The sequence below is a fragment of the Marinovum sp. genome, from assembly GCF_048263515.1.
Taxonomy (GTDB): domain Bacteria; phylum Pseudomonadota; class Alphaproteobacteria; order Rhodobacterales; family Rhodobacteraceae; genus Marinovum.
Genome location: NZ_JBLXEC010000006.1, coordinates 132535 through 155537, shown reverse-complemented (window position 1 = coordinate 155537; position 23003 = coordinate 132535). Strand labels below are relative to the sequence as shown.

Genomic DNA, 23003 nt, shown 5'->3' with positions numbered 1-23003 from the left:
GTGAATTTACCGCAAAATGTAACAATCTGGTCAGTGAGGTCCAGCAGCCTTCCTTCGCCGCGCCAGCTCTCGGTAGAGCGCCGGCGGCGAGACGCCGATCTCTTCCGCCACCCGGACCCAGCCGCCAGCGGGCGGCCCGCCGTTGAGGTCGAGCCAGGCTTCCAGCCGGTCGGCAACCCGGCGCAGGCGCAGCAGTTCGACCCGGGCCCGTTGCGCCTGAACCTCGCGCGCCTGCGTCCGGATCAGGCTGAGCGCCGCTTCGGGGCGCGCGCGCAGCCCATCGAGCACCGCGGCGCGCGGCAGCACCGCCAGTTCCGCGGCTTCCCGTGCCACAGCGTCGCAATGGTAGCGCTCGGCAAAGAGCGAGGCCTCGGCGAGCCCCTCGCCGGCGGAAGCAACATGCAGGGTCAGCGCCGTGCCATCGGTCAGGGGCCGTTCCAGCGCCACCGCGCCCCGGCGCACCAAGTGCATCGCCGCGACCAGATCCTCGCGGCGAAACAGCACCGCGCCGGCGTCGAGACGGCGGATCGGAGCGGATGCAAAGAGGGAGAGCCAGTCGGACATGATAGATATCATAGGGCGTCGCGCAGGGTTCGGATAGCCTCTGACGACATCACAAGAGGATCCCCCTGATGCAGACGCGATTTCTTTTGACCCTCGGGGCGCTTGCCGCCTCGACCACACTGACGCTTGCCCAGTCCGGCCACGGCGGCATGGATCATCGGGCGCATGACGCGGCACCCGCCGCCGCCACGCTGAGCGAACCCGGACAAGGCGCCTTTGCCGCGCTGTCCGAAGTGGTGCGCCTGCTCGAGGCCGACCCCACGACCGATTGGAGCCGCGTCGACCTGACCGGCCTGCGCGCCCACCTGCTGGACATGGACCGGCTGATCACCGCGGCGCAGGTGACCGAAACCGCCCTGCCCGACGGTCTCTCATCATTGGCGACCGGCGATGCCGAAACCCTCGCGACCCTGCGTCGCATGCTGCCGGCCCATGCGGCGCAGCTGTCGCAGGAAACCCGCTGGACCGTCACGACCGAGGACACCGACGACGGCATGATCCTGCGAGTGATCAGCGCCGACCCGGCTGTGGTGGCGCGGATCCAGGGGCTCGGGTTCTTCGGGCTGATGGCCAGCCAGGATCACCACCGGGCGCATCACCTGAGCATCGCCCGCGGCGAGACCGCTCACGGTCACTGAGGCATCCCGGCCCTGACGGGCGACATCTCTGAAGGTCTTGCGGAAAACAGCGCAACGGCGCTGTTCTGATGGTGCCCAAGGTGGGACTCGAACCCACACGATATCGCTATCGGGGGATTTTGAATCCCCTGCGTCTACCATTCCGCCACTTGGGCACGGGTCTTCGAATATCGTCCAGAGGCACGGGCGTCCAGAGGGGAAATCACGGATTCTTGCAGTCTTGACCCCGCCTCCGGCCCATGCTCTGAGGCTCTCATGTTGCACGCTCTTTACACCCGCACCCTGGCCATGGCCGAACACCGCAATGCCCTCTGGGTGCTGGCGGCCGTGTCCTTCGTGGAAAGCTCGGTCTTTCCGATTCCACCAGATGTGCTGATGATCCCGATGATCATCGCGCGCCCCTCGCGGGCCTGGCTGATCGCGCTCGTGGCGCTGGTGTCTTCGGTGCTGGGCGGCCTGCTGGGCTATGCCATCGGTGCCTTCTTCTACGATGCGCTTGGCGCGCCGATCCTGGCGGCGCTGGGCAAGGCCCATGCGATGGAAGAGTTCAACACAAGGTTCAACGATTTCGGCTTCTGGGCGGTGCTGATCGCCGGGATCACGCCCTTCCCCTACAAGGTCATCACCATCATGTCGGGTTGGACCGGCATGCCGCTGATGACCTTCCTCGTCACCTCGATCATCGCCCGCGGCATAAGGTTCTTCCTGGTCGCCGGGCTGCTTTTCTACTTCGGCGCGCCGATCCGCGACTTCATCGAGAAACGCCTCGGCCTTGCGCTGACCGGCTTTACCGCGGTGTTGATCGGCGGCTTCGTTCTGGTGAGGTACCTATGACCCGCAATTCGCTTGTCCTGCTGGCCGCTGGTGGCTCTTTTGCGCTGCTGGCCGGGGCCTTCCTGTTCCAGGCTTTGGGCTGGGCGCCCTGTGCCATGTGCCTCTGGCAGCGCTGGCCGCATGCCGCCGCAATCCTGATCGGCGCCCTGGCGCTGGCCCTGCCCGGCCGCGCCCTGCCCGTCCTCGGCGCCCTCGCCGCCGCCACCACCGCCGGCATCGGGCTGTATCACAGCGGTGTCGAGCGCAAATGGTGGAAAGGCCCGTCGAGCTGCACCGGCAGCGGCGAGGACCTCGGCAGTCTGGCCGGCGGCGACCTGCTGCCCGGCGGCTCCGACGCCCCGGCGCTGGTGCTCTGCGACAGCTTCACGCCGTTTCTCTTCGGTCTGAGCATGGCGAACTGGAACGCCATCTTCTCGCTGCTGCTGGTGGCGGTCTGGATCAAGGCCGCGCGGGCCAGCGCCTAACCGGATTTCCGCGTCGAGAGCAGCAGGCTGGTCTCGGACTGCGCCACCCCGTCCAGCCGGCGGATCTGCGCCAACACGGCATCGAAAGCCTCGAGCGTCTCGGTGCCGATCTCGGCGATTACGTCCCAGCGACCATTGGTGGAATGCAGCGCCCTGACCTCCGCCAGCCCGGCCAGGTGGCGCAGGATGCGGTCGGTGCCGCGCCCCTCGATGCCGATCATCATCAGCCCGCGCACCGGGTCGCGCGCCGCGTCACCCTTGAGCACCACGGTAAAGCCCACGATCTCGCCCCGCGCCTGAAGCCGCTCGATCCGCGCCCTGACGGTGGTGCGCGACAGGCCCAGCCGCGCCGCGAGATCGGAGAGCGAGGCGCGCGCATCATGGCGCAATGCGGCGATGAGTTTCTGGTCGGTAGCGTCCATAACGGCGGAAATCTCCTGCGTTTTGCCGAAACTTCCCCCGGATCGGGCAGTTTGAGCGCTGCACTTCGTCCGTTCTATCCGCCATAGTGGCGACAGATCAAGCCACGGGGAGCCTTTGATGAAACCGAAAACCTGCCTGCTTATCGGCGCACCGATGGACAGCGGCAAACGCCGCGACGGCTGTCTCATGGGGCCTGACGCCTTTCGCACCGCCGGGCTGGCTCGGGCGCTGCGGGCGCTCGGGCTCAAGGTGGTGGACGACGGCAACCTGAGCCCCGCCAGCTTTACGCCGGACGAGGACGGCGGGCGGCTGCACAAGCCGAACGAGACCATCGCCTGGACCTACCGGCTGATCCGCGAGGCGGAACAGGCGATGTCACGGGGCCTGCCGATCTTCCTTGGCGGCGACCACGCGATTTCGCTCGGCACCGTGCCCGGCGTGGCGGCGCATGCGGCCTCCAAGGGCCGGCCGCAATTCGTGCTCTGGCTCGACGCGCACAGCGATTTCCACACCGCCGAGACCACCACATCCGGCAATCTGCACGGCACGCCGCTGGCCTATGCCACGGGGCGCAAGGGCTTTCCCGGTTTTCCCAAGGTGACCGCGCCGGTGCCGGAAGAGAACGTCTGCATCATCGGACTGCGCTCGGTCGATCCGGCGGAAAAGGCCATGCTGCAGGACAGCGGCATCCATTACCACGACATGCGCGAGATCGACGAGACCGGCATCGCCACGCCGCTCTCGGCCTTTCTCAAACGCGTGGAAGAGGCCGGTGGCGCGCTGCACGTCTCGCTCGACGTCGACTTTCTCGATCCCTCTGTCGCCCCTGCCGTCGGCACCACCGTTCCCGGCGGCGCGACGATCCGCGAAGGCCACCTGGCGATGGAGCTGATCTGCGACAGCGGGTTGATGACCTCGATGGACATGGTCGAATTGAACCCCTTCCTCGACGAACGCGGCCGCACCGCGCAGGCGATGGTCGACCTTGCCGCCTCGGCGCTGGGACGCCGTGTCTTTGACCGACCCACCCGGTCCTACATCTGATGGAGACCCTCGTGACCCCGCTTGCCCCCGCCGACCTCGCGCCCTCTGACAAGGCGCTGGTGCCCTTTGTCTCGGTCGATCACATGATGCGGCTGATCCATCACATCGGCATCGAGCAGATGCTGCGCGATCTTTCCACCTATATCGAAGAGGACTTCCGCCGCTGGGAGCTGTTCGACAAGACGCCGCGCGTTGCCTCGCATTCCGATGTCGGGGTGATCGAGCTGATGCCGACCTCCGACGGCGAGGCCTATGGCTTCAAATACGTCAACGGCCACCCCAAGAACACCCGCGAGGGCCTGCAGACCGTGACGGCCTTTGGCCTGCTGGCAGACGTCTACACCGGCTACCCGGTGCTGCTGACCGAGATGACACTGCTGACCGCGATGCGCACCGCCGCGACCTCGGCTGTGGCGGCGAAATACCTGGCGCCGAAGGGCGCGACCTGCATGGCGATGATCGGCAATGGTGCGCAGGCAGAGTTCCAGACCCTGGCGATGAAGGCGCTGGTGGGGATCGACACCGTGCGGCTTTACGACACTGACAGCGCCGCCACCGAAAAGGTGGCGCGCAACCTCGCCGGCTCCGGTCTGACCGTGGTGTCCTGCAGCTCGGCGGAAGAGGCGATCGAGGGCGCGCAGATTCTGACCACTTGCACAGCCGACAAGCAGACCGCCACCATCCTGACCGACAACATGGTCGGCGCAGGCGTCCACATCAACGCCATCGGCGGCGATTGCCCCGGCAAGACCGAGCTGCACCGCGACATCGTGGCGCGGGCGGCGATGTTCGTGGAATACCCCGAGCAGACGCGGATCGAGGGCGAATTGCAGCAGATGCCGGCGGACCATCCGTTCACCGAACTCTGGCAGGTGATCAGCGGCACCGCCACCGGCCGCAGTTCGGCGCAGCAGGTGACACTGTTTGACAGCGTGGGTTTTGCGATCGAGGATTTCTCGGCGCTCAGGTTCGTGCGGGACCGGATCAAGGGGACGAGGTTTTATGCCGACCTCGACCTGCTCGCCGATCCGGATGATCCGCGCGACCTGTTCGGGATGTTGATGCGCCAGGCGTGAGGTCGGCGGGGGTTTGGGGGCTCTGCCCCCGTCCGGCAGAGCCGGACTCCCCCGAGGGTATTTGGAGCAAGAGGAAAGATCAGGCGGGCCAGTCGGCCAGGCCCGAGACCTCGATCACACCTCGAAGCGCGTTGCAGAGGCGGATGCGGCGGGCAGCGCGCAGGTCGTCCTCGGTGAGGCTGGCGACCTTGAGGCTGCCTTGGGCCAGCAGTTCGGCGCGCATGACGCCGGGCAGCACGCCATCGGAGAGCGGCGGGGTGAGCCAGGTATCGGGGGCGGTTTCGACCATCAGGTTGGTGATCGTGCCCTCGCAGAGGTGGCCCTTTTCGTTGAGGAAGATCGCTTCGTCGATCTCTGGCGGCAGCTGGGCTCGGGTGCGGTCATAGAGCGCGCGGTTGCTGGATTTGATCTTGAGCCAGAGGTCGGTGCTGTGCAGCCGGTCCGGTGCGATGGCGATGCCCCAGGGTTTGGCGGGCTTTGGAGCGGGGGCGAAGCTGTGGTCGAGCCGACCTTCGGCGTCGAGGGTCAGGCGGAGACGCAGCGGGGCTTCTTCGACAACTGCATCAAGAATTGCATCGAAGGCTTTGGGATAGAAGGGAAAGCCCAGTTTTCTGGCCGAGAGGCAGATGCGATCGCGGTGGCGACGGGCCAGCGCCACGCCGCGACCGGGCTGCCAGAGCATGGTTTCGATCAGACGGGTTCCGGCAGGTGCAGGGCGAAACGGCTTTTCCACAGGGCCTCCTCGTATTCCAGCTCGGCGCGGCTGTCCCAGACGAGGCCACCGCCGACGTTGAGCACGGCTTGGCTCCGGTCGACCAGCAGCGTGCGGATGGCGACGTTGAAGTCCGCCCGCCCGTCCGGCGCGGCCCAGCCGATGGCGCCGCAATAGACGTCGCGGGGGCGCTGCTCCAGCGCGTGAATGATCTCCATCGCGCGGATTTTCGGTGCGCCGGTGATCGAACCGCAGGGAAAGAGCGCGCGAAAGATATCCGCAAGTGTCACCTCTGGGCGCAGTTGCGCCTCGATCTGGCTGACCACCTGATGCAGGGTCTCGTAGGTCTCGACCTCGAAGAGATCGGGCACCTTGACCGATCCGGGCTCGGCCAGACGCGAGAGGTCGTTGCGCAAAAGATCAACGATCATCAGGTTTTCGGCGAGGATCTTTTCGTCCTGCGTGAGGGCCGCGCGCAGGGCGCGATCCCGCTCCGGTGTCGTGCCACGCGGCGCGGTGCCCTTCATCGGACGGGTGATGATACGGCCGGCGGCATCGCGGCGAAAGAACAGCTCCGGCGAGCGTGACAGCACCGAAGGCCGCCCGGGATCGAGGATCAGCGCGCCATGGGCCACCGGCTGGCGGGCGCTGAGCGCGGCATAGAGCGCCTCCGGGCTGCCTTGCAGGCTGGCGCGCAGCGGGAAGGTCAGGTTGGCCTGGTAGATGTCGCCGGCGCCGATCCAGCGGTGGACCCTTTGGAACGCCTGGGCATACCGCGCGGCGTCCCAGTCGGGGCGCAACGGCGAGAGGCTGACGGGCCCCTCCTGCAGGGGCCGCGCGGCGACAGGTGCGGTGAAACAGCCGAAGGACAGGAGCGGCACGCGGCGGCCACCCGGCATCAGCGCTGCGAGCCGTGGCTCCAGCGCATAGCCCAGCTCGTAGCTGGCAAAGCCGGCGAGCCAGAGGCCCTCGGACTGTGCCTCTGACAGCGCCTCGAGCGCCCCGGGCACCTCGGCAGGCGCCCAGGCCTCGATCCGGCGCAGCGGCCGGGCGAACTCCGCCGCGGCCCCAGTGGGCCCCTGATCAAATCTGATCCGCATCTTTGTCCCCGGTCGTCCTGTCACCCGAGCCAGACCACAGTCACGGCCCGGTCAGCCGAGGTAATCCGACCGCTGCAGACCGTATTTCGCCATTTTCTCGTTCAACGTCCGGCGTGGCAGGCAGAGCTCGTCCATCACGCTGGAAATCGAGCCCTTGTGGCGGCGCATGGTGTTGTCGATCAGCATCCGCTCAAAAGCCTCGACATATTCCTTGAGCGGCTTGCCCTCGGTGGTCATCACTGGCTGCATTTCCTCGTGGTCGTTCATCAGGAGCGAGGCGATGGTGCCAGAGCCGCGGCGCGATTGCAGCACCGCGCGTTCGGCCATGTTGATCAGCTGCCGCACGTTGCCCGGCCAGGGCGCCTGCAGCAGCTGCGCGGCCTCCTGCGCCGAAACCTCTGGCGTCTCGCAGCCGTATTCATCGGCGAATTGCTCTGACAGCCGGGTGAACAGCGTCAGGATGTCCTCGCCACGCTGGCGCAGCGGCGGTACGGTGATGCGCAGCGCGGCCAGGCGGTAGAAGAGGTTCGGCTTGATCGCGTCCTCGGGCGTGCGGTCCTGTTCCTGCATGTTGCAGATCGCCACGATGCGGGTTTCCGCCGGGGTGCCCTGTTCGTTGATCGCGTTCAGCAGACGCGCCTGATTGGCCTCTGACAGCGACTCGATATCCTCGAGCACCAGGGTGCCGCCGCGGGCCTCTTCGATCGCAGGAAGGCGCGCCTCGTCAGGCTGGACCGGGCCGAAGAGCCGTTGTGCCAGCGCCTCGTCTTCATAGGCGGCACAGCTCACCAGCACGAACTTCTTTCCGGCGCGGCTGCCCACGGCGTGCAGCGCGTGCGCCACCAGCGTCTTGCCGGTGCCGGTCTCGCCGTCGATCAGCACATGGCCGTCGGCCTGGCCGAGATCGAGGATATCCTCGCGCAGGCGCTCCATCACCGGGCTGGCGCCGATCAGCTTCTTCATCAGCTGGCCGCCGTCGGAGAGCTCACGCCGCAGCTGCCGGTTATCCAGCGTCAACCGCCGGGCATTCACCGCCTTTTTCGCCAGCTGGCTCATCTGGTCGGGCTGGAACGGTTTTTCGAGAAAGTCGAAGGCTCCGAGCCGCATTGCCTCGACCGCCATCGGCACATCACCGTGACCGGTGATCATGATCACCGGCAGCGCGCTGTCGGTCGACATCAGCCGCTTCAGGAACTGCATTCCGTCCATGCCGGGCATGCGGATGTCGCTGATCACGATGCCGGGATAATCCGGCGTCAGCGCCTTGAGTGCCTCTTCGGCGCTGGCAAAGGTCTCGGTGTCGTAGCCTGAAAGTGCCAGCCATTGGCCGATCGACTGGCGCATGTCCTGTTCATCATCGACAATCGCGATTTTCATGAGCTTGGCCATAGTCTTACGCCCTTATCTTTATCTGTTACTCCGCGGCCTGATGGTCCGCGGTCTCGTTCAGGATCGGCAACTGCATCTCGAACACAGCGCCGCTGTCTTCGCCATTGCGCGCGATGAGCCGCCCCCCCAGGTCGCTCACGATCCCCGAGGAGATCGCCAGCCCAAGCCCAACGCCTTCGCCAGGCTGCTTGGTGGTGTAGAACGGCTCGAACAGCGCATCGAGATCCTCGATCCCGTGGCCATTGTCGCGCACCGTCAGGGTGGCGGTTTCGCCGCCTGACAGGATGACTTCGATCTGCGGGTCGCGCAGACCCTTGGTGGCATCTAATGCGTTTCGCAACAAATTCACCATCACCTGTTCGACACGGACGCGATCGGCCATCACCCGCACCGGCTGCGGCGGCAGGACGCGGGTCAGGTTGACGTGGCGCTGCTTGAGCTGAGGCTCCATCATTGCCAGCGCCGATGAGAGTGAATCGCCCATGTCGACGGGGCTGAGCATCTCGCCGCCCTTGCGGGCATAGCTCTTGAGCTGGCGGGTGATCGCGCCCATCCGGTCGAGCAGGTCGTCGACGCGGGCAAAGGACGCCAGCGCCTCGTCGGGCCGGTTGCGGTTGATCAGCAGGCGCGCGCCGGCGAGGTAGGTCTTCATCGCCGCCAGCGGCTGGTTCAACTCGTGGCTCACCGCTGCCGACATCTCGCCAAGCGCCGCCAGCTTGGAGCTTTGCGCCAGGGTCTGTTCGGCCACGGCAAGGGTTTCCTGCACCCGCTCCCGCTCGGCGATCTCGCGTTGCAGGCGGGTGTTGAGCGCCCGCAGCTCGGCCGATTCACGTTGGAACAGCGCCATCCGCAGCGCGGTCTTGCGGCTGAGGAAGTAGAAGGCCAGCGCAAAGAGCATGGCAAAGCCCATGATCTCGAGCGCCAGCACCGCGTTGACCTTTTCGCGTACCGAGGCATAGGGCGTGAAGCTGACGATGCGCCAGCCGCGAAAGGCGATCCGCGCCTCCATCCGCATCACCGCCTCGCCCTTGAGATAGGCATCGGCGGGCACATGGGTCCAGTCCGATGTGGCGCGGATGGCGCGTTCGATGGCGCTGTCGGCGGGTTCGCGGCGCAGCGCGTCGACCTCCTTGAGCCCGCGCCAGCGCGGCTCGGTCGCCAGGATGATAACGCCTTCGCTGTCGCTCACCAGCACCGCGTCGGCGATCCCCACCCAGGCGCGTTCGAACTTCTGCAGGTCGACCTCGACGACGATCACGCCGACCAGCTCGCCATTGCTCTCGATCCGCCGGCTGTAGGCAAAGCGAAAGCCGCCAGCCTCACGCGGGAGGGTCGAGAATACGGTGGAGTTCGACCGCAGCGCGCCGATGAAATAGGATTCCTGCCGATGGGTCGATCCCAAGATGTTGCGGTCGGTCGCCGCCACAGCCCGTCCGCCGCTGTCGAGCAGGATCAGAGAGGCCGCGCCGATCTCGTCGACGAAAGAGATAAGCCGCTGGGTGGATTGCGAATAATCGGCCGAGTTCAGCGCCCCGATCAGCGCCGGGTCGCGCGCCAGCAGCTGCGGCACGATGGAATTGCGGCGCAGTTCCGACAGCACGTTGCCGGAATAGAGCGCCAGCCGCAGCTCGGCGCGGTTGCGCGTGGTCTCGGTAAAACGGTCGGTGAGCAGCCGGTTGGTGAACCAGACCGTCGTCACCGCCATCAGCAACAGCGAGAACAGCGCCAGCCGCACCCGCCAGGACAGCGGGCCGCTGCGACGCAACAGGCTTTCGCCCGGACGGGTGTTTCTGCGGCTTTGCGGTTTCATTGCGTGACTCTACGCCGCCGCCGGCGCCTGCTCAAGCAACAGAGCCGCGATCTCAGGCGACCACCCGGGCCAGCGCAGCGGCCAGCGCGTCGAACACCGGCTTGCCGTCGGTGTTGCCATGCGCCTCTTCCGCCGCCCGCTCGGGGTGCGGCATCATGCCCAGCACGCGGCGGTTTTCCGACAGGATGCCGGCAATGTCACGGGCCGAGCCATTGGGCGCGTCGCCATAGCGGAACGCCACGCGATCCTCGCCCTCGAGCCGGTCGAGCGTGGCCGCATCGGCATAATAGTTGCCGTCGTGGTGGGCGATGGGGACCTGGATTTCCTGACCCTTTTCATAGCCTTGCGTAAAGACACTGTCCTCGGTTCCGACGATCAGCGGCACCGTGCGGCAGATGTATTTCAGCCCGGCGTTGCGCAGCAGAGCGCCCGGCAGCAGCCTGGTCTCGGCCAGCACCTGGAAACCGTTGCAGACGCCGAAGACATAGCCGCCGGCCTCGGCATGGGCCTTCAGCTCGCGGCAGATCGGCGAATTGGCGGCAATCGCGCCGCAACGCAGGTAGTCGCCATAGGAAAACCCGCCCGGCACGCCGACGATGTCGACGCCCTCTGGCAGCGCGTGATCCTTGTGCCAGACCATCGAGACGTCAAAGCCCACCGCCTCGAAGGCCTTGGCCATGTCGCGGTCGCAATTCGAACCCGGAAAGACGAGGACTGCGGCTTTCATGTGAACTCTCCTGAAAAACTCTGCGCTTTCAATGGCTCACGCCACTCACTGCATCTCGATCTGGTAGCTTTCGATCACCGTGTTGGCGAGCAGCTTCTCGCACATCTCGGCGACCTGCGCCTCGGTGGTGCCTTCGGCCAGATCGAGGTCGATCACCTTGCCCTGGCGCACGCCCTCGACGCCGTCGAACCCCAGCGCGCCAAGCGCATGGCGCACGGCCTCGCCCTGGGGGTCGAGCACACCGGTTTTCAACATCACATGCACACGTGCTTTCATGCCACTTCGTCCTTGTCGCGCCCCGGGACTATTGTCACCCCAAGGGTCTTCTTCTCTTTTCAAATACGCCATCCGCCGCAAGACAGGGGCGCATTCAGTTGATAAGCTTGGGCTTTTCCATCGGGGTCGCCTTGCGCGGCATGACGCCCAGACGGGTCGCCACCTCGGTATAGGCGTCGGTCAGGTTGCCGAGATCGCGGCGGAAGACATCCTTGTCGAGCTTCTTGCCGGTCTCGATATCCCACAGCCGGCAGCTGTCGGGGCTGATCTCGTCGGCGACGATCAGGCGCTGGAAGTCACCGTCATAGACCCGGCCGATCTCGATCTTGAAGTCGACCAGCTTGATGCCGACGCCATACATCAGGCCGGACAGGTAATCGTTGACCCGCAGCGCCAGGCTGAGGATGTCGTCCATGTCCTGCGGGCTGGCCCAGCCGAAGGCGGCGATATGCTCTTCGGTGACCAGCGGATCGCCCAGCTTGTCGTCCTTGTAGCAATATTCCACGATTGGGCGCGGCAGCCGCGTGCCTTCCTCGATGCCCAGGCGCTGGCTCATCGATCCGGCGGCAAAGTTGCGCACGATCACCTCGAGCGGCACGATCTCGCAGGCCTTGACCAGCTGTTCGCGCATGTTGAGGCGCTTGATGAAATGGGTCGGCACGCCGATCTCGTTGAGACCGGTCATGAAGAATTCGCTCAGGCGGTTGTTGAGAACGCCCTTGCCGTCGACCACGTCCTTCTTCTGCGCGTTGAAGGCGGTGGCGTCATCCTTGAAGTATTGCACCAGGGTGCCGGGTTCCGGGCCTTCGTATAGAATCTTGGCCTTGCCTTCGTAAATCTTCTTGCGACGCGCCATCTCGCAGCCTTTCATGTCTTGCGCGGCTCAGGGCCGAGTCCCGCCGCGCGTGCGCCCTCTTACGCCATGCTATGCTTTGTCGCAAGCGGACCTCCGCTCTTGCGGCGCGGGCCGTGTGACTGCATATCTGGTAAGAAGAATTCGGCACCAGAGGACACGCCATGACCACATTCGACGACCGCGAACACGCCTTCGAGGCCAAGTTTGCCCATGACGAGGAAATGAACTTCAAGGCCGAGGCCCGCCGCAACAAGCTGGTCGGTCTCTGGGCGGCGGGGCTTCTGGGCAAGACCGGCGACGAGGCCAATGCCTATGCGCTCGAGGTGGTCAAGGCCGATTTCGAAGAGATCGGCCACGAGGACGTGGTGCGCAAGGTTGCCGCCGACCTCAAGGGCAAGGCCGACGAGGCCGAGATCCGCGCCAAGATGGCCGAGATGCTGATCGAGGCCAAAGGCCAGATCGTCAAGGAAGTCCGCTGAGACACTGACGTTGAGAGAGTGATACAAGTGGCCCTGCCTGCAGGGCCACTTGCCCCCCGTCTTGACGACCTGCTTGACGACCTGCGGCGAAGTATCGCTGGCCTTGCAGGTGTCAAGCAGCCCGCAGCCCGTTGTCCCTCACCGCCGGTCCCGGCTGGGGAAAGGGTGCCGTCCTGCCATGCCTTCCGGCGGGAATGAACCGGACCAGGGCCGCGCCCTGCCCCGCACCGGGCTCATAAAGATCATGCACATTATGAATTTGCGCACAGTCGCGCACTGTGGCATCTGCCCCGAGACATAAAAACAGGAAGGCCCTCCCCATGACCGACGCGCTGAGCAAGCTTCTGCAGGACCGCGACTGGCTTCTCGCCGACGGCGCGACCGGGACCAACCTGTTCAACATGGGCCTGATGTCCGGCGACGCGCCCGAGCTCTGGAACGTCGACGAGCCCGAGAAAATCCGCGCGCTCTATCGCGGCGCGGTCGAGGCCGGTTCGGACATCTTCCTGACCAACAGCTTCGGCGGCAATGCCTCGCGGCTGAAACTGCACAACGCCCAGGACCGGGTGACCGAGCTGAACCGCATCGCCGCCGAACTGGGCCGCGAGGTGGCAGATGCCGCTGGCCGTCCGGTCATCGTCGCGGGCTCCGTCGGCCCGACCGGTGACATCATGGAGCCCGTCGGCACGCTCAGCCATGCCGAGGCGGTCGAGATGTTCCACGAGCAGGCCGAGGGGCTCAAGGCGGGTGGCGCCGATGTGCTCTGGGTCGAGACGATCTCTGCCCCCGAGGAATTCCGTGCCGCGGCCGAGGCCTTTGCCCTGGCCGGCATGCCCTGGTGTGGCACCATGAGCTTTGACACCGCCGGCCGCACGATGATGGGCGTCACCGCCTCGGACATGGTGCAGCTGGCCCAGGGCCTGCCGAACCCGCCGCTGGCCTTTGGCGCCAACTGCGGCACCGGAGCTTCCGACCTGCTGCGCACCACCCTGAGCTTTGCCGCCCAGGGCCCCGACCTGCCGCTGATCGCCAAGGGCAATGCCGGCATTCCGAAATACGTCGACGGCCACATCCACTATGACGGCACGCCCGAGCTGATGGGCGACTACGCCGTTCTGGCCCGCGACGCCGGCGCCCGGATCATCGGCGGCTGCTGCGGCACCATGCCCGACCATCTGCGCGCCATGCGCAAGGCGCTGGAAACCCGTCCCAAGGGCCCGCGTCCGACGCTGGAACAGATCGTCGAGCAGATCGGCGGCTTCAGCTCCGACACCGACGGTTCCGGCGAGAACGCGGTCGAGGCGCCCAGCCGCAACCGGCGGCGCCGGCGCGGCTGAGCCCGCGCGGGCCAGGTCTCAACGGCGGCCGGCCCGGCCCCTTTCATCACCAACCTTGGATCGGCCACGCCCATGGCATGCCTTCCCCGTGCAAACAGCGGTCTCCCGGCAACGGGCTCAGAACAGCGTGAGCTGGTCGCCCGCTTGTTGCGGGCGGGCAAAGAGATCGCAGCGCAGCGGCGCGACCTTGCGGTCGAGGCCCAGCGCGCGGGCCTTGCGGCGAAAGCGCGCCGCGATGATCTCGGCATAGGCGCCCTCGCCGCGCATCCGGTGGCCCCAGCGGGCGTCGTAATCCTTGCCGCCGTGCATCTCTCGCAGCCGCGCCATGATGCGGCCGGCGCGGTCGGGGTAATGCTCGGCCAGCCAGGCCTGCCAGAGCGGCGAGACCTCTCGCGGCAGCCGCAGCATGATCCAGCTCGCGGCATCGGCACCAGCCTCGGCGCCGGCCTCGAGAATGGCCTCAAGCTCGGGATCGGTGAGCGCCGGCACCACCGGCGAGACCATGAGCCGTACGGGGATGCCGGCCTCGCTCAGCCGTCGGATGGTGGCCAGCCGCCGCTTGGGCGCCGGCACCCGCGGCTCCATCCTGCGCGACAGCGCGGCATCGAGCGAGGTCACCGACAGGCCGACCCGCGCCAGACCTTTCGCCGCCATCGGCGCCAGGATGTCGATGTCACGCTCGACCAGCGTGCCCTTGGTGACGATGGCCACCGGATGATTGCATTGGGCCAGCACCTCGAGACAGGCGCGCATGATGCCGCGATCGCGCTCAAGCGGTTGATAGGGATCGGTATTGGTGCCGATCGCCAGCGGCGCCACGCGGTAACCCCGCGCGCGCAGCTCGCGCCGCAAGACCTCCGGCGCATTGGGCCGCGCCACCAGCCGGGTCTCGAAATCGAGGCCGGGCGAGAGGCCCAGATAGGCATGGCTGGGCCGGGCAAAACAGTAGATGCAACCATGCTCGCAACCCCTGTAGGGATTGATCGACCGGTCGAACGGCAGATCGGGCGAACGGTTGTAGGTGATCAGGCTGCGCGCCTGCTCTTCCCGCACCTCGGTGCGCAGCACCGGCAGTTCTTCAGCGATCTCCCAGCCGTCATGCGCCGCCACCCGCGCAAGCCGCTCGAAACGACCGCTTTCGTTGCGGTTGGCGCCGCGGCCGGGCCGCTGGCGGGCGTCGATGTCAGGGGGCAGCTCTTCCATGGGCACAGATTAGAACGAACGAAGAACATTTGCAATTCACCGCGGCGTATCCGCCGCCCCGCCCCGGCATTCGTCGGTGACAGGGCCGGCTGTGTCGCAATCCGCCAACATGAGCTGCGGCATTCTGGCCATAGCTGGAAAAAACCGGGCCTCCCGGCCCAAGCAAGGGAATCACGCAATGTCTGATGAAGAAGACGACATCATCCTTTCCGAACTGGACGACGAAGAGCTTGTCCAGCAGATGCATGACGACCTCTACGATGGCCTCAGGGAGGAAATCGAGGAAGGCGTGAACATCCTGCTCGAACGCGGCTGGCAGCCTTACGACGTGCTCACCACCGCGCTGGTCGGCGGCATGACCATCGTCGGCAAAGACTTCCGCGACGGGATTCTCTTTGTTCCAGAGGTGCTTCTGGCGGCCAACGCGATGAAGGGCGGCATGGCAATCCTCAAGCCGCTGCTGGCAGAGACCGGCGCGCCGCGCATGGGCAAGATGGTGATCGGCACCGTCAAGGGTGACATCCACGACATCGGCAAGAACCTTGTCTCGATGATGATGGAGGGTGCGGGCTTCGAAGTGGTCGACCTCGGAATCAACAACCCGGTCGAGAGTTATCTTGACGCGGCCAAGGCTGAAGGCGCCGACATCCTCGGCATGTCAGCGCTGCTGACCACGACGATGCCCTACATGAAAGTGGTGATCGACACGATGGTCGAGATGGGCATCCGCGACGATTACATCGTGCTGGTCGGTGGCGCGCCGCTGAACGAGGAGTTCGGCAAGGCGATCGGCGCCGATGCCTATTGCCGGGACGCCGCGGTCGCGGTGGAAACCGCCAAGACGCTGGTTGCGCGCCGTCACAACCAGATGGCCGGGTGAGCGAGACCCGTCTCAACGACACGACCCTGACCGAAAGCGGCCTCGCGCCGCGCGGTCAGGGCCGCATATTGCTGATCGCCTGCGGCGCGCTGGCGCGCGAGATCCTCGATCTCAAGGCGGCCAACGGCTGGGATCACCTCGACCTCGCCTGCCTGCCGGCCAAGCTGCACAACACCCCCGACAGGATCACCGATGCCGTGCGCGCCGCGGTGGCGAAACACCGCGCGCATTACGACCGGCTCTTCGTGGTCTATGCCGATTGCGGCACCGGCGGGCAGTTGCAGGCCGCCTGCGCCGAGATGGGGGTCGAGATGGTGGCGGGCCCGCATTGCTACAGCTTCTTCGAGGGCAATGCGACCTTTGCCGCGCGCGAGGAGTTCACCGCCTTCTACCTGACGGATTTCCTGGTCCGGCAATTCGACGCCTTCGTCTGGCAGCCCCTGGGTCTCGACCGACACCCGGAGTTGCGTGAGATGTACTTCGGCAATTACGACAAGCTGGTCTACCAGGCCCAGACCGACGACCCCGCCCTGACCGACAAGGCCCGCGCCTGCGCCGAGCGCCTCGGCCTGGCCTTCGAGCGGCGCTTCACCGGTTACGGCGATCTGAAGGTCGAACTGGAACAGGCCGCCAGGTTTTCAGCCGCGGACTGACCGTCACCCGAGGCGTGGCGTATTTTTCAAAGAGAAGAAGACATGGGGGGTGCGCCCCTCTTTCTGCTTCTTCTCTTTCACAAATACGCAGCCCTGCCTTTTGCGCTAGCGCCCGGAAAGTCCGTCCTTCAGCACCGCCAGAACCTTGTCGCGCGGCACGTCGGAGGTGACGAAGGCCTCGCCGATCCCGCGCGCGAGGATGAAGCGCAGGGTGCCGTCGACCACCTTCTTGTCCTGTCCCATGAGGTCTAGCAGCGCCTCGGCCGAGGGCAGATCGCCGGGGATGTCGCTCAGGTCGCATTTCATGCCCATGGCCTTGATATGGGCGCGGACGCGGCTCGGGTCTTCCTGAGAGCAGAGGCCCAGCCGCGACGAGAGCTCGAACGCCAGGGCGCAGCCGATCGCCACACCTTCGCCGTGCAGCAGCCTGTCGGAATAGCCGGTGGCGGCCTCGAGCGCGTGGCAGAAGGTATGGCCGAGGTTCAAAAGCGCGCGGTCGCCCTGCTCGGTCTCGTCGCGCACCACGATTTCGGCCTTCATCTCGCAGGAGCGGCGCACCGCGTGGATGCGGGCGGCATCGTCGCCGGCGGCCATCGCAGGGCCGTTGGTCTCGAGCCAGTCGAAGAAGGCAGCATCGCCCAAAAGCCCGTATTTCACCACCTCGCCGTAGCCGGCGAGGAAATCCCGCTCGGGCAGGGTCTTGAGCACGTCGGTGTCGGCCAGCACCAGCGAAGGCTGGTGGAAGGCGCCGATCAGGTTCTTGCCTTGCGGCGCGTTGATGCCGGTCTTGCCGCCGACCGAGCTGTCGACCTGCGCCAGCAGCGAGGTCGGCACCTGCACGAAGCGCACGCCCCGCCGAAGCACCGCGGCGGCGAAGCCTGCCAGATCGCCGATCACGCCGCCGCCCAACGCCACCACCACGTCGCGGCGCTCGACCTTCTGTTCCAGCAGCCATTCTACCGCGCGAGAGAACTGCGGCCAGGCCTTGGTGCTTTCACCGGGCGGCAGCGCCAGGGCAACCATCTCGATGCCCTCGGCCGCCAGACCGTCGCGCAGCGCGTCGAGATGCGCCGCGGCCACGTTTTCGTCGGTCAGCACTGCCACGCGGCGCCGTGCCAGAAACGGCGCGATCTCGGCACCGGCGCGGGCCAGCAGACCGCCGCCGATGCGGATGTCGTAGGCGCGCTCGCCCAGGGGCACATGGACCGTTTCGCTCATCACAGCTTCTCCAACACGTCAGGGCGCGCCTCGAGCTCTTCGATCACCCGGCGCGCCATCTGGTCGATCGAATAGGATTTGCAGGCCTTCACCCGCACCTCGGCCTTGGCATATTGCGGCACGCGGGCGTCGAACAGCTGCTTGAGCGTGGCATAGGGATCGGCGGTGCGCAGCAGCGGACGGGTGTCCTTGTGCCTGACCCGGCTCCAGAGCAGGTCGAGATCGGCATCGAGCCAGACCGCCACGCCCTTTTCGGCGATCATTTCGCGGTTGGTGCCCGAGAGAAAGGCGCCGCCGCCGGTCGAGAGCACGCAGCGTTCGGTTTCCAGCAGCCGTCCGATCACCTCGGTCTCGCGGGCGCGAAAGAACGGCTCGCCGTCGCGGGCGAATATCTCGGCGATGCTCATGTTGGCCGCCTCGACGATCTCGGCATCGGAATCGAGGAAGGACACACCCAGCCTCTGCGCCAGAGCGCGCCCCACGGCCGTCTTGCCGGCCCCCATCATGCCGACCATCACGATGGTCTTCTTCACCCGCCACTGCATGATCTTGCCGATTTCGGCCTCAACTGCTCAAAAGTTTGTATCTCGGACGTGAATGACGTGAACTTGCAAAAAAGGCCAGATATAAGAAGAAAAAAACACCCCGAAAGCGGGCATCCCGAAGACAAGGCAGAGGCAGCACCCGATGGGCCGATTGATCAAATACCTCTTTTACCTCGCGGTTCTCGCGGCGATCGCGCTGGTAGGCTATGCATATGTCGGTCCGTTCTTCGGCGCCGACTTCTCGCCGCCCGCCGAGGAGATTCGCAAACCGGTGGTGCTTGATGCGGGCTGACGGCCTCTTACTTGCCGGTCTGGTGCAGCTGGCGCTGGCAGGATCGCTTGCCGGGCCGCTGGCCGCGCAGGATCCGCTGTCGGCGATCGACTGGCTCGACCGGCAACCGCAGGAGAACGCCGATTTCGGGCTGGTGCCCGATGCCGCAGCCCTCGCGCCGCAAAAGCCCGAGCCGCCGGTCACCAAGGATGCCACCCGCCCCGAGATCATCGTCGAGCCGCTGGATGCGCCGACGGTGGATGCCGTGGGCCTGCTGCCGCCGCATGTCACCGGCTTTCCGCAGACGCTCTGGCGCAACAGCGACACCGCGCAGCTGGCCGATCTGCTGATTGCCCAGAACGTCGACGGCCAGCCGGCGATGCAGTCGCTGCTGTTTGCGCTGCTGCTGGCCGAGGCGCTGCCGCCGGAGCCCGCCGATGGCAAGTTCCTGGTGGCGCGGATCGACCGGCTGATTGCCATGGGCGCGATTGCCCAGGCGGCCGAGCTTCTGGCGCTGACCGATGCCAAGTCCGACCCGGCGCTGTTCGCCAGGGTGCTGGATCTCTCGCTGCTGGCCGGCCCCGGCGTAGCCGCCTGCGAGGTGCTGGCGGCGCAGCCGCATCTGGCGCCCGGCGCGGATTACCGGGTCTATTGCCTGGCGCAATCGGGCAACTGGGACCTGGCGCTGACCACGCTGATCACCGGCGAGGCCCTGGGCGACATCTCGCCCGCGCAGTTCAACCTGCTCTTGGCCTTCCTCGATCCCGAACTGGCCGAAGAGGTCTCGGTGCCGCCGCCCTCGCTGCGGATGAGCCCGCTGGAATACCGCCTGCACGAGGCGATGGGCGAACCGGTGCCGACCCACACCCTGCCCCGCGCCTTTGCCAATGCCGACCTGCCCGGCGACAGCGGCTGGAAGGCGCAGATCGAGGCGGCGGAGCGGCTGGTGCGCGCCGGGGCGATTTCCGAGCAGCGGCTCTTTGCCTTCTACACCGCCAATGATCCCTCGGCCTCTGGCGGGGTCTGGGACCGGGCCGAGGCGGTGCAACGCTTCGAGCGGGCGCTCGGCGAAGGCGATGCCGAGAAGATCGACAGGGCATTGCGCCAGGTCTGGGCGGTAATGTCGGAGGCCGGTCTGCTGACCGCCTTTGCCAAGGCCTATGGCGACACGCTGGCCAGTGTCGAGCTGACCGGCACCGCCGCCGGCCTGCAGATGGAGGCGGCGCTGCTGTCGCCCAATTACGAACGCCTCTCGCGCCGGATCGAGCCGCGCAGCCTGTTGCAAAAATTCGCCGTGGCGCTGGCCCAGGGCCGCCCGGACGAGGCCACCGCCCCCAGCCCGCGCGCCCGCGCCATTGCCGAGGGTTTCGCCAATCCGCCGCCGGCGCATCTGCAGGCGCTGCTCAATGCCGGCCGGCTGGGCGAGGTGATCCTGCGCGCCATGTCGCTGGCCTATCAGGGCCATCTTGGCGATGACAAGGCGCTGGCCGAGGCGCTGTCGACCTTCCGCGCCGTGGGGCTCGAGGATACCGCCCGCCGTGCGGCGCTGCAGTCGCTCCTGCTCGCGGCCGAGGGCTGAGGGGCGATGGACCACGCCCATATTTCCGCCTTTCTCGAAGCCCAGGCGGCCGAGCTTGGCGCGGCGCACAACACCCTGCTGGCCTATGGTCGCGACCTGCGCGACGTGGCCGACTGGCTGGCTGCCAAAGGGCAGAGCTTCGAGACCGCGCAGCGCGACGACATCGAAGGCTACCTGGTGCATTGCGAGGCCCAGGGGCTGGCGCGGTCGACCCGCGCGCGGCGGCTCTCGGCGATCAAGCAGCTCTATCGCTTCGGTTTCGAGGAAGGCTGGCGGATGGACAATCCGGCGATCCAGATCGCCGGGCCGGGCAAGGAAAAGCGCCTGCCCAAGACGCTGTCGATCGACGATGTCGAGCGCCTGCTGCAGGCCGCCGAGACCCATGGCCGCAATCCCGCCGACCGCGCCCGCGACCTCTGCCTGATGCAGGTGCTCTATGCCACCGGGCTGCGGGTGACCGAGCTGGTCTCTTTGCCCGTGGCGGCGGTGCGCGGCGATCCCCGCCTGATCCTGGTGCGCGGCAAGGGCGGCAAGGAACGCATGGTGCCGTTGTCACCGCCGGCGCGCGAGGCGCTGACCGCCTGGCTGGCGATCCGCGACGCGGCGGAAGAGGCCGCGCGGCTCAAGGGCAAGCCGCCCTCGCCCTTCCTCTTTCCCTCGCGCGGCAAGGCCGGGCACCTGACGCGGCACTGGTTCTTCAATCTGATCAAGAGCCTGGCGGTGGATGCCGGCCTCTCGCCCGCCGACATCACGCCGCACACCCTGCGCCATGCCTTTGCCACCCACCTGCTGCAGAACGGCGCCGACCTGCGCGCGATCCAGACCCTGCTGGGCCATGCCGATGTCGCCACGACCGAGATCTACACCCATGTGCTGGAAGAACGGCTGCGGGAACTGGTGCTGGAGCATCACCCGCTGGCGCGGGACTGAGGCTGCAAAATAACGGACCGCAAAGCGGGCCGTCCTTGTTTGGCTGGAAGCGGGCCTCAGTTCGGATCGTCGTCCCCGCTGCCGTCTTCGCCGTTTCTATTGGGCGTGTTGCCCTCGAGGTTTTCACCGCCATTGCCGCCGCCGTTATCGACGCGGCCATTGTCACCGCTGACATTCAGACCGGGCGGCACCTTGCCGACATACCCGCCGCCGGAGCTTTCCCAGCCATTCTTGTTGCCCTTGTCGACACCCTTGCCGTTGCCGATACCGGCGGTGGCAGTCCCCGCCAATGCGATCACTGAGACCGCGGTCAGAAGCAGTTTTTTCATAATGTTCTCCTCTCACAATAAGGCCTACCTTAACACGAGTTCGTAATTTTTCCTAATTGGCTAGATGCGGCGACCGCGGCCTTTGCGCCCGCTTCGGCCATGGGCTGCCGGGCGTCCCTTGATTACAGGCCCGTCCCACCCCATAACCTGCGCAAATCAACCGAAAGAAAGACGACATGGACCCCTCGCCCAGCCTGCTTGACGGCGCCTTCTGGATAACTTCCTCGGCCATCCTGCTGCTTCTCGTGCTCTCCGGTTTCTTCTCCGGCTCGGAAACCGCGCTGACCGCTGCCTCTCGCGGCAAGCTGCGGGCGCAGGCCGACAAGGGCAACCGCGGCGCCGACCGGGCGCTCAAGATCACCGAGGACAACGAGCGGCTGATCGGCTCGGTCCTGCTGGGCAACAACCTGGTCAACATCCTTGCCACCTCGCTGGCGACGGCGCTCTTTACCCGGCTGTTTGGTGAAAGCGGCGTGGCGATGGCGACGCTGATCATGACGCTGCTGGTGTTGATCTTTGCCGAGGTGCTGCCCAAGACCTTTGCCATCACCAATGCCGAACGCGCCGCCGCCATCGTCGCGGCGCCGATTGCCATCGTGATCCGGGTGTTCTCGCCGGTGGTAAGCGCGGTGCGCCTGCTGGTGCGCGGCATCCTCAGCCTGTTCGGCGTCAAGACCGACCCCGACAGCCACATCCTTGCCGTGCGCGAGGAAATCGCCGGCGCGCTGCATCTGGGCCATTCCGAGGGCGTGGTGCAGAAGGAGGACCGCGACCGCATCCTCGGCGCGCTCGACCTGTCTGAGCGCACTGTCGAGGAGATCATGCTGCACCGCTCGGGCATCGAGATGATCGACGCCGACACCCCGCCGCGCGATATCCTGACGCAGTGCCTCGAGAGCCGTCACACCCGTCTGCCGGTGTTCAAGAACGACCCCGAGAACATCATCGGCGTGATCCACGCCAAGGACCTGCTGCGCGCGATGAACAAGCTGGTCGACGGCACCGCGGAACAGAACGGCGTGCTCGAAAGCTTCGACATCACCACCGTGGCGATGAAGCCCTACTTCGTGCCCGACACCACCTCGCTCGACGACCAGATGCGCCAGTTCCTGCGCCGCCGCACCCATTTTGCGCTGGTGGTGGATGAATACGGCTCGCTCGAAGGTCTGATCACGCTCGAGGACATCCTCGAAGAGATCGTCGGCGAGATCACCGATGAATTCGACCCCGACGCCGAACATACCGTGCGCCGCGGCGAGGACGGCCATTACCACGTCGACGGCGCCATGACGATCCGCGACCTCAACCGCGCCACCGACTGGAACCTGCCCGATCTGGAGGCCAACACCGTCGCCGGCCTCGTCATCCACGAAGCGCAGATCATTCCGGCGGTGGGCCAGGTCTTCTCGTTCCACGGCTTCCGGTTCGAGGTCACAGGCCGCAAGGACAACCGCGTCACCCGGCTCAAGATCCGTCCCCTGACCTGACAGCGCCTGGGGCGTCCGAAGGCACTGCAGCTGGTACCCGCCGCGCTGCGCGCCCGGCTGGCGGCGGCGCAGGCCGCCTGAGCCACGGGAGGCGCTGTCTGACAAAGACCCTGCCGCTGCGAGCGGCGGGGCTTCTGCGCGCTTCGCCCCGGGCGACGGCGCACAGGACGGCGAGAACG

26 protein-coding genes and 1 tRNA gene are annotated in these 23003 nt (G+C 66.4%); 13 read left to right on the top strand and 14 right to left on the bottom strand.

What is annotated here, in order from left to right; translation table 11 throughout:
- Nucleotides 1-30: 30 nt before the first annotated feature.
- On the bottom strand, nt 31-564 hold the full coding sequence (locus ACN0SE_RS08260; protein ID WP_417524039.1) for a Crp/Fnr family transcriptional regulator: 534 nt from the start codon (nt 562-564) through the stop codon (nt 31-33).
- Nucleotides 565-632: 68 nt separating this feature from the next.
- On the opposite strand from ACN0SE_RS08260, the gene ACN0SE_RS08255 reads away from it, so the two are divergent.
- Nucleotides 633-1202 (top strand): hypothetical protein, encoded by a 570-nt coding sequence (locus ACN0SE_RS08255; RefSeq protein ID WP_417524038.1) that lies wholly within the window; start codon nt 633-635, stop codon nt 1200-1202.
- A gap of 69 nt (nt 1203-1271) precedes the next feature.
- Here ACN0SE_RS08255 and ACN0SE_RS08250 read toward each other — a convergent pair.
- Nucleotides 1272-1357 (bottom strand) — tRNA-Leu (locus ACN0SE_RS08250).
- Nucleotides 1358-1457: 100 nt separating this feature from the next.
- Here ACN0SE_RS08250 and ACN0SE_RS08245 point away from each other — a divergent pair.
- On the top strand, nt 1458-2036 hold the full coding sequence (locus ACN0SE_RS08245; protein WP_417524037.1) for a YqaA family protein: 579 nt from the start codon (nt 1458-1460) through the stop codon (nt 2034-2036).
- Entirely contained in the window at nt 2033-2500 is a 468-nt protein-coding gene (locus tag ACN0SE_RS08240) for a disulfide bond formation protein B (RefSeq protein WP_417524036.1), read from the top strand. The genes ACN0SE_RS08245 and ACN0SE_RS08240 overlap by 4 nt, the downstream gene beginning before the upstream one ends.
- Here the strand turns inward: ACN0SE_RS08240 and ACN0SE_RS08235 are convergent.
- On the bottom strand, nt 2497-2922 hold the full coding sequence (locus ACN0SE_RS08235) for an Lrp/AsnC family transcriptional regulator (RefSeq protein WP_417524035.1): 426 nt from the start codon (nt 2920-2922) through the stop codon (nt 2497-2499). The genes ACN0SE_RS08240 and ACN0SE_RS08235 overlap by 4 nt on opposite strands.
- 118 nt (nt 2923-3040) lie before the next feature.
- Between ACN0SE_RS08235 and rocF the strand changes: the two genes are divergently transcribed.
- On the top strand, nt 3041-3967 hold the full coding sequence (gene rocF / locus ACN0SE_RS08230; protein WP_417524034.1) for an arginase: 927 nt from the start codon (nt 3041-3043) through the stop codon (nt 3965-3967).
- A gap of 11 nt (nt 3968-3978) precedes the next feature.
- Complete coding sequence (locus ACN0SE_RS08225; RefSeq protein ID WP_417524033.1) at nt 3979-5043, top strand: ornithine cyclodeaminase; 1065 nt, start codon at nt 3979-3981, stop codon at nt 5041-5043.
- Between the two features lie 79 nt (nt 5044-5122).
- Here ACN0SE_RS08225 and ACN0SE_RS08220 read toward each other — a convergent pair whose 3' ends face one another.
- The 7 genes from ACN0SE_RS08220 to purC all read right to left on the bottom strand — a co-directional run bounded on the left by ACN0SE_RS08220 (nt 5123) and on the right by purC (nt 11913).
- Complete coding sequence (locus ACN0SE_RS08220) at nt 5123-5725, bottom strand: aminotransferase class IV (RefSeq protein ID WP_417524032.1); 603 nt, start codon at nt 5723-5725, stop codon at nt 5123-5125.
- Nucleotides 5726-5733: 8 nt separating this feature from the next.
- Nucleotides 5734-6855, bottom strand: coding sequence for an aminodeoxychorismate synthase component I (locus tag ACN0SE_RS08215; RefSeq protein ID WP_417524031.1), 1122 nt, complete (start codon nt 6853-6855; stop codon nt 5734-5736).
- 51 nt (nt 6856-6906) lie between these two features.
- Complete coding sequence (locus tag ACN0SE_RS08210) at nt 6907-8244, bottom strand: sigma-54-dependent transcriptional regulator (RefSeq protein ID WP_417524030.1); 1338 nt, start codon at nt 8242-8244, stop codon at nt 6907-6909.
- Between the two features lie 25 nt (nt 8245-8269).
- A complete protein-coding gene (locus ACN0SE_RS08205; protein ID WP_417524029.1) occupies nt 8270-10054 on the bottom strand; it encodes a sensor histidine kinase in 1785 nt (594 codons plus the stop codon).
- A 52-nt stretch (nt 10055-10106) separates the two neighbouring features.
- On the bottom strand, nt 10107-10781 hold the full coding sequence (gene purQ / locus ACN0SE_RS08200; protein WP_417524028.1) for a phosphoribosylformylglycinamidine synthase subunit PurQ: 675 nt from the start codon (nt 10779-10781) through the stop codon (nt 10107-10109).
- 45 nt (nt 10782-10826) lie between these two features.
- Nucleotides 10827-11057 carry a phosphoribosylformylglycinamidine synthase subunit PurS gene (gene purS / locus ACN0SE_RS08195; RefSeq protein ID WP_417524027.1) on the bottom strand — a complete coding sequence of 77 codons (231 nt, stop codon included), beginning with the start codon at nt 11055-11057 and terminating at the stop codon, nt 10827-10829.
- A gap of 94 nt (nt 11058-11151) precedes the next feature.
- Nucleotides 11152-11913, bottom strand: coding sequence for a phosphoribosylaminoimidazolesuccinocarboxamide synthase (gene purC, locus ACN0SE_RS08190; protein ID WP_417524026.1), 762 nt, complete (start codon nt 11911-11913; stop codon nt 11152-11154).
- Between the two features lie 161 nt (nt 11914-12074).
- Between purC and ACN0SE_RS08185 the strand changes: the two genes are divergently transcribed.
- Together ACN0SE_RS08185 and bmt are read left to right on the top strand one after the other, a co-directional pair.
- The gene (locus ACN0SE_RS08185; RefSeq protein WP_417524025.1) at nt 12075-12392 is read left to right on the top strand and encodes a DUF1476 domain-containing protein; all 318 of its coding nucleotides are present in this window, start codon (nt 12075-12077) and stop codon (nt 12390-12392) included.
- 320 nt (nt 12393-12712) lie between these two features.
- Nucleotides 12713-13729, top strand: coding sequence for a betaine--homocysteine S-methyltransferase (gene bmt, locus ACN0SE_RS08180; protein WP_417524024.1), 1017 nt, complete (start codon nt 12713-12715; stop codon nt 13727-13729).
- Between the two features lie 117 nt (nt 13730-13846).
- Here the strand turns inward: bmt and ACN0SE_RS08175 are convergent, their stop codons facing one another.
- The gene (locus tag ACN0SE_RS08175) at nt 13847-14932 is read right to left on the bottom strand and encodes a PA0069 family radical SAM protein (protein ID WP_417524023.1); all 1086 of its coding nucleotides are present in this window, start codon (nt 14930-14932) and stop codon (nt 13847-13849) included.
- Nucleotides 14933-15110: 178 nt separating this feature from the next.
- Here ACN0SE_RS08175 and ACN0SE_RS08170 point away from each other — a divergent pair, with 178 nt between their 5' ends.
- A complete protein-coding gene (locus tag ACN0SE_RS08170; RefSeq protein ID WP_417524022.1) occupies nt 15111-15812 on the top strand; it encodes a corrinoid protein in 702 nt (233 codons plus the stop codon).
- Nucleotides 15809-16465: a DUF1638 domain-containing protein gene (locus ACN0SE_RS08165; RefSeq protein ID WP_417524021.1), complete on the top strand. Its 657-nt coding sequence runs from the start codon at nt 15809-15811 to the stop codon at nt 16463-16465. The genes ACN0SE_RS08170 and ACN0SE_RS08165 overlap by 4 nt, the downstream gene beginning before the upstream one ends.
- A 105-nt stretch (nt 16466-16570) precedes the next feature.
- Here the strand turns inward: ACN0SE_RS08165 and aroB are convergent, their stop codons facing one another.
- On the bottom strand, nt 16571-17683 hold the full coding sequence (gene aroB / locus ACN0SE_RS08160; protein WP_417524020.1) for a 3-dehydroquinate synthase: 1113 nt from the start codon (nt 17681-17683) through the stop codon (nt 16571-16573).
- Nucleotides 17683-18228, bottom strand: coding sequence for a shikimate kinase (locus ACN0SE_RS08155; protein ID WP_417524019.1), 546 nt, complete (start codon nt 18226-18228; stop codon nt 17683-17685). The genes aroB and ACN0SE_RS08155 overlap by 1 nt, the downstream gene beginning before the upstream one ends.
- A gap of 142 nt (nt 18229-18370) precedes the next feature.
- On the opposite strand from ACN0SE_RS08155, the gene ACN0SE_RS08150 reads away from it, so the two are divergent.
- Genes ACN0SE_RS08150 through ACN0SE_RS08140 form a run of 3 tightly spaced genes read left to right on the top strand, consistent with a single transcriptional unit; the run spans nt 18371 to nt 21008 of the window.
- Nucleotides 18371-18520 carry a hypothetical protein gene (locus ACN0SE_RS08150; protein WP_417524018.1) on the top strand — a complete coding sequence of 50 codons (150 nt, stop codon included), beginning with the start codon at nt 18371-18373 and terminating at the stop codon, nt 18518-18520.
- Entirely contained in the window at nt 18510-20078 is a 1569-nt protein-coding gene (locus ACN0SE_RS08145; RefSeq protein ID WP_417524017.1) for a hypothetical protein, read from the top strand. The genes ACN0SE_RS08150 and ACN0SE_RS08145 overlap by 11 nt, the downstream gene beginning before the upstream one ends.
- A 6-nt stretch (nt 20079-20084) precedes the next feature.
- The gene (locus ACN0SE_RS08140; RefSeq protein ID WP_417524016.1) at nt 20085-21008 is read left to right on the top strand and encodes a site-specific tyrosine recombinase XerD; all 924 of its coding nucleotides are present in this window, start codon (nt 20085-20087) and stop codon (nt 21006-21008) included.
- Between the two features lie 56 nt (nt 21009-21064).
- Here the strand turns inward: ACN0SE_RS08140 and ACN0SE_RS08135 are convergent, their stop codons facing one another.
- Entirely contained in the window at nt 21065-21337 is a 273-nt protein-coding gene (locus ACN0SE_RS08135) for a hypothetical protein (RefSeq protein WP_417524015.1), read from the bottom strand.
- 176 nt (nt 21338-21513) lie between these two features.
- Here ACN0SE_RS08135 and ACN0SE_RS08130 point away from each other — a divergent pair, with 176 nt between their 5' ends.
- Entirely contained in the window at nt 21514-22824 is a 1311-nt protein-coding gene (locus tag ACN0SE_RS08130; protein WP_417524014.1) for an HlyC/CorC family transporter, read from the top strand.
- Nucleotides 22825-23003: the final 179 nt, after the last annotated feature.

Coding starts and splice junctions, on each gene's coding strand:
- ACN0SE_RS08260 (WP_417524039.1), bottom strand. CDS start 564: ATGTCCGACTGGCTCTCCCTCTTTGCATCCGCTCCGATCCGCCGTCTC.
- ACN0SE_RS08255 (WP_417524038.1), top strand. CDS start 633: ATGCAGACGCGATTTCTTTTGACCCTCGGGGCGCTTGCCGCCTCGACC.
- ACN0SE_RS08245 (WP_417524037.1), top strand. CDS start 1,458: ATGTTGCACGCTCTTTACACCCGCACCCTGGCCATGGCCGAACACCGC.
- ACN0SE_RS08240 (WP_417524036.1), top strand. CDS start 2,033: ATGACCCGCAATTCGCTTGTCCTGCTGGCCGCTGGTGGCTCTTTTGCG.
- ACN0SE_RS08235 (WP_417524035.1), bottom strand. CDS start 2,922: ATGGACGCTACCGACCAGAAACTCATCGCCGCATTGCGCCATGATGCG.
- rocF (WP_417524034.1), top strand. CDS start 3,041: ATGAAACCGAAAACCTGCCTGCTTATCGGCGCACCGATGGACAGCGGC.
- ACN0SE_RS08220 (WP_417524032.1), bottom strand. CDS start 5,725: ATGCTCTGGCAGCCCGGTCGCGGCGTGGCGCTGGCCCGTCGCCACCGC.
- ACN0SE_RS08215 (WP_417524031.1), bottom strand. CDS start 6,855: ATGCGGATCAGATTTGATCAGGGGCCCACTGGGGCCGCGGCGGAGTTC.
- ACN0SE_RS08210 (WP_417524030.1), bottom strand. CDS start 8,244: ATGGCCAAGCTCATGAAAATCGCGATTGTCGATGATGAACAGGACATG.
- ACN0SE_RS08205 (WP_417524029.1), bottom strand. CDS start 10,054: ATGAAACCGCAAAGCCGCAGAAACACCCGTCCGGGCGAAAGCCTGTTG.
- purQ (WP_417524028.1), bottom strand. CDS start 10,781: ATGAAAGCCGCAGTCCTCGTCTTTCCGGGTTCGAATTGCGACCGCGAC.
- purS (WP_417524027.1), bottom strand. CDS start 11,057: ATGAAAGCACGTGTGCATGTGATGTTGAAAACCGGTGTGCTCGACCCC.
- purC (WP_417524026.1), bottom strand. CDS start 11,913: ATGGCGCGTCGCAAGAAGATTTACGAAGGCAAGGCCAAGATTCTATAC.
- ACN0SE_RS08185 (WP_417524025.1), top strand. CDS start 12,075: ATGACCACATTCGACGACCGCGAACACGCCTTCGAGGCCAAGTTTGCC.
- bmt (WP_417524024.1), top strand. CDS start 12,713: ATGACCGACGCGCTGAGCAAGCTTCTGCAGGACCGCGACTGGCTTCTC.
- ACN0SE_RS08175 (WP_417524023.1), bottom strand. CDS start 14,932: ATGGAAGAGCTGCCCCCTGACATCGACGCCCGCCAGCGGCCCGGCCGC.
- ACN0SE_RS08170 (WP_417524022.1), top strand. CDS start 15,111: ATGTCTGATGAAGAAGACGACATCATCCTTTCCGAACTGGACGACGAA.
- aroB (WP_417524020.1), bottom strand. CDS start 17,683: ATGAGCGAAACGGTCCATGTGCCCCTGGGCGAGCGCGCCTACGACATC.
- ACN0SE_RS08155 (WP_417524019.1), bottom strand. CDS start 18,228: ATGCAGTGGCGGGTGAAGAAGACCATCGTGATGGTCGGCATGATGGGG.
- ACN0SE_RS08150 (WP_417524018.1), top strand. CDS start 18,371: ATGGGCCGATTGATCAAATACCTCTTTTACCTCGCGGTTCTCGCGGCG.
- ACN0SE_RS08145 (WP_417524017.1), top strand. CDS start 18,510: ATGCGGGCTGACGGCCTCTTACTTGCCGGTCTGGTGCAGCTGGCGCTG.
- ACN0SE_RS08140 (WP_417524016.1), top strand. CDS start 20,085: ATGGACCACGCCCATATTTCCGCCTTTCTCGAAGCCCAGGCGGCCGAG.
- ACN0SE_RS08135 (WP_417524015.1), bottom strand. CDS start 21,337: ATGAAAAAACTGCTTCTGACCGCGGTCTCAGTGATCGCATTGGCGGGG.
- ACN0SE_RS08130 (WP_417524014.1), top strand. CDS start 21,514: ATGGACCCCTCGCCCAGCCTGCTTGACGGCGCCTTCTGGATAACTTCC.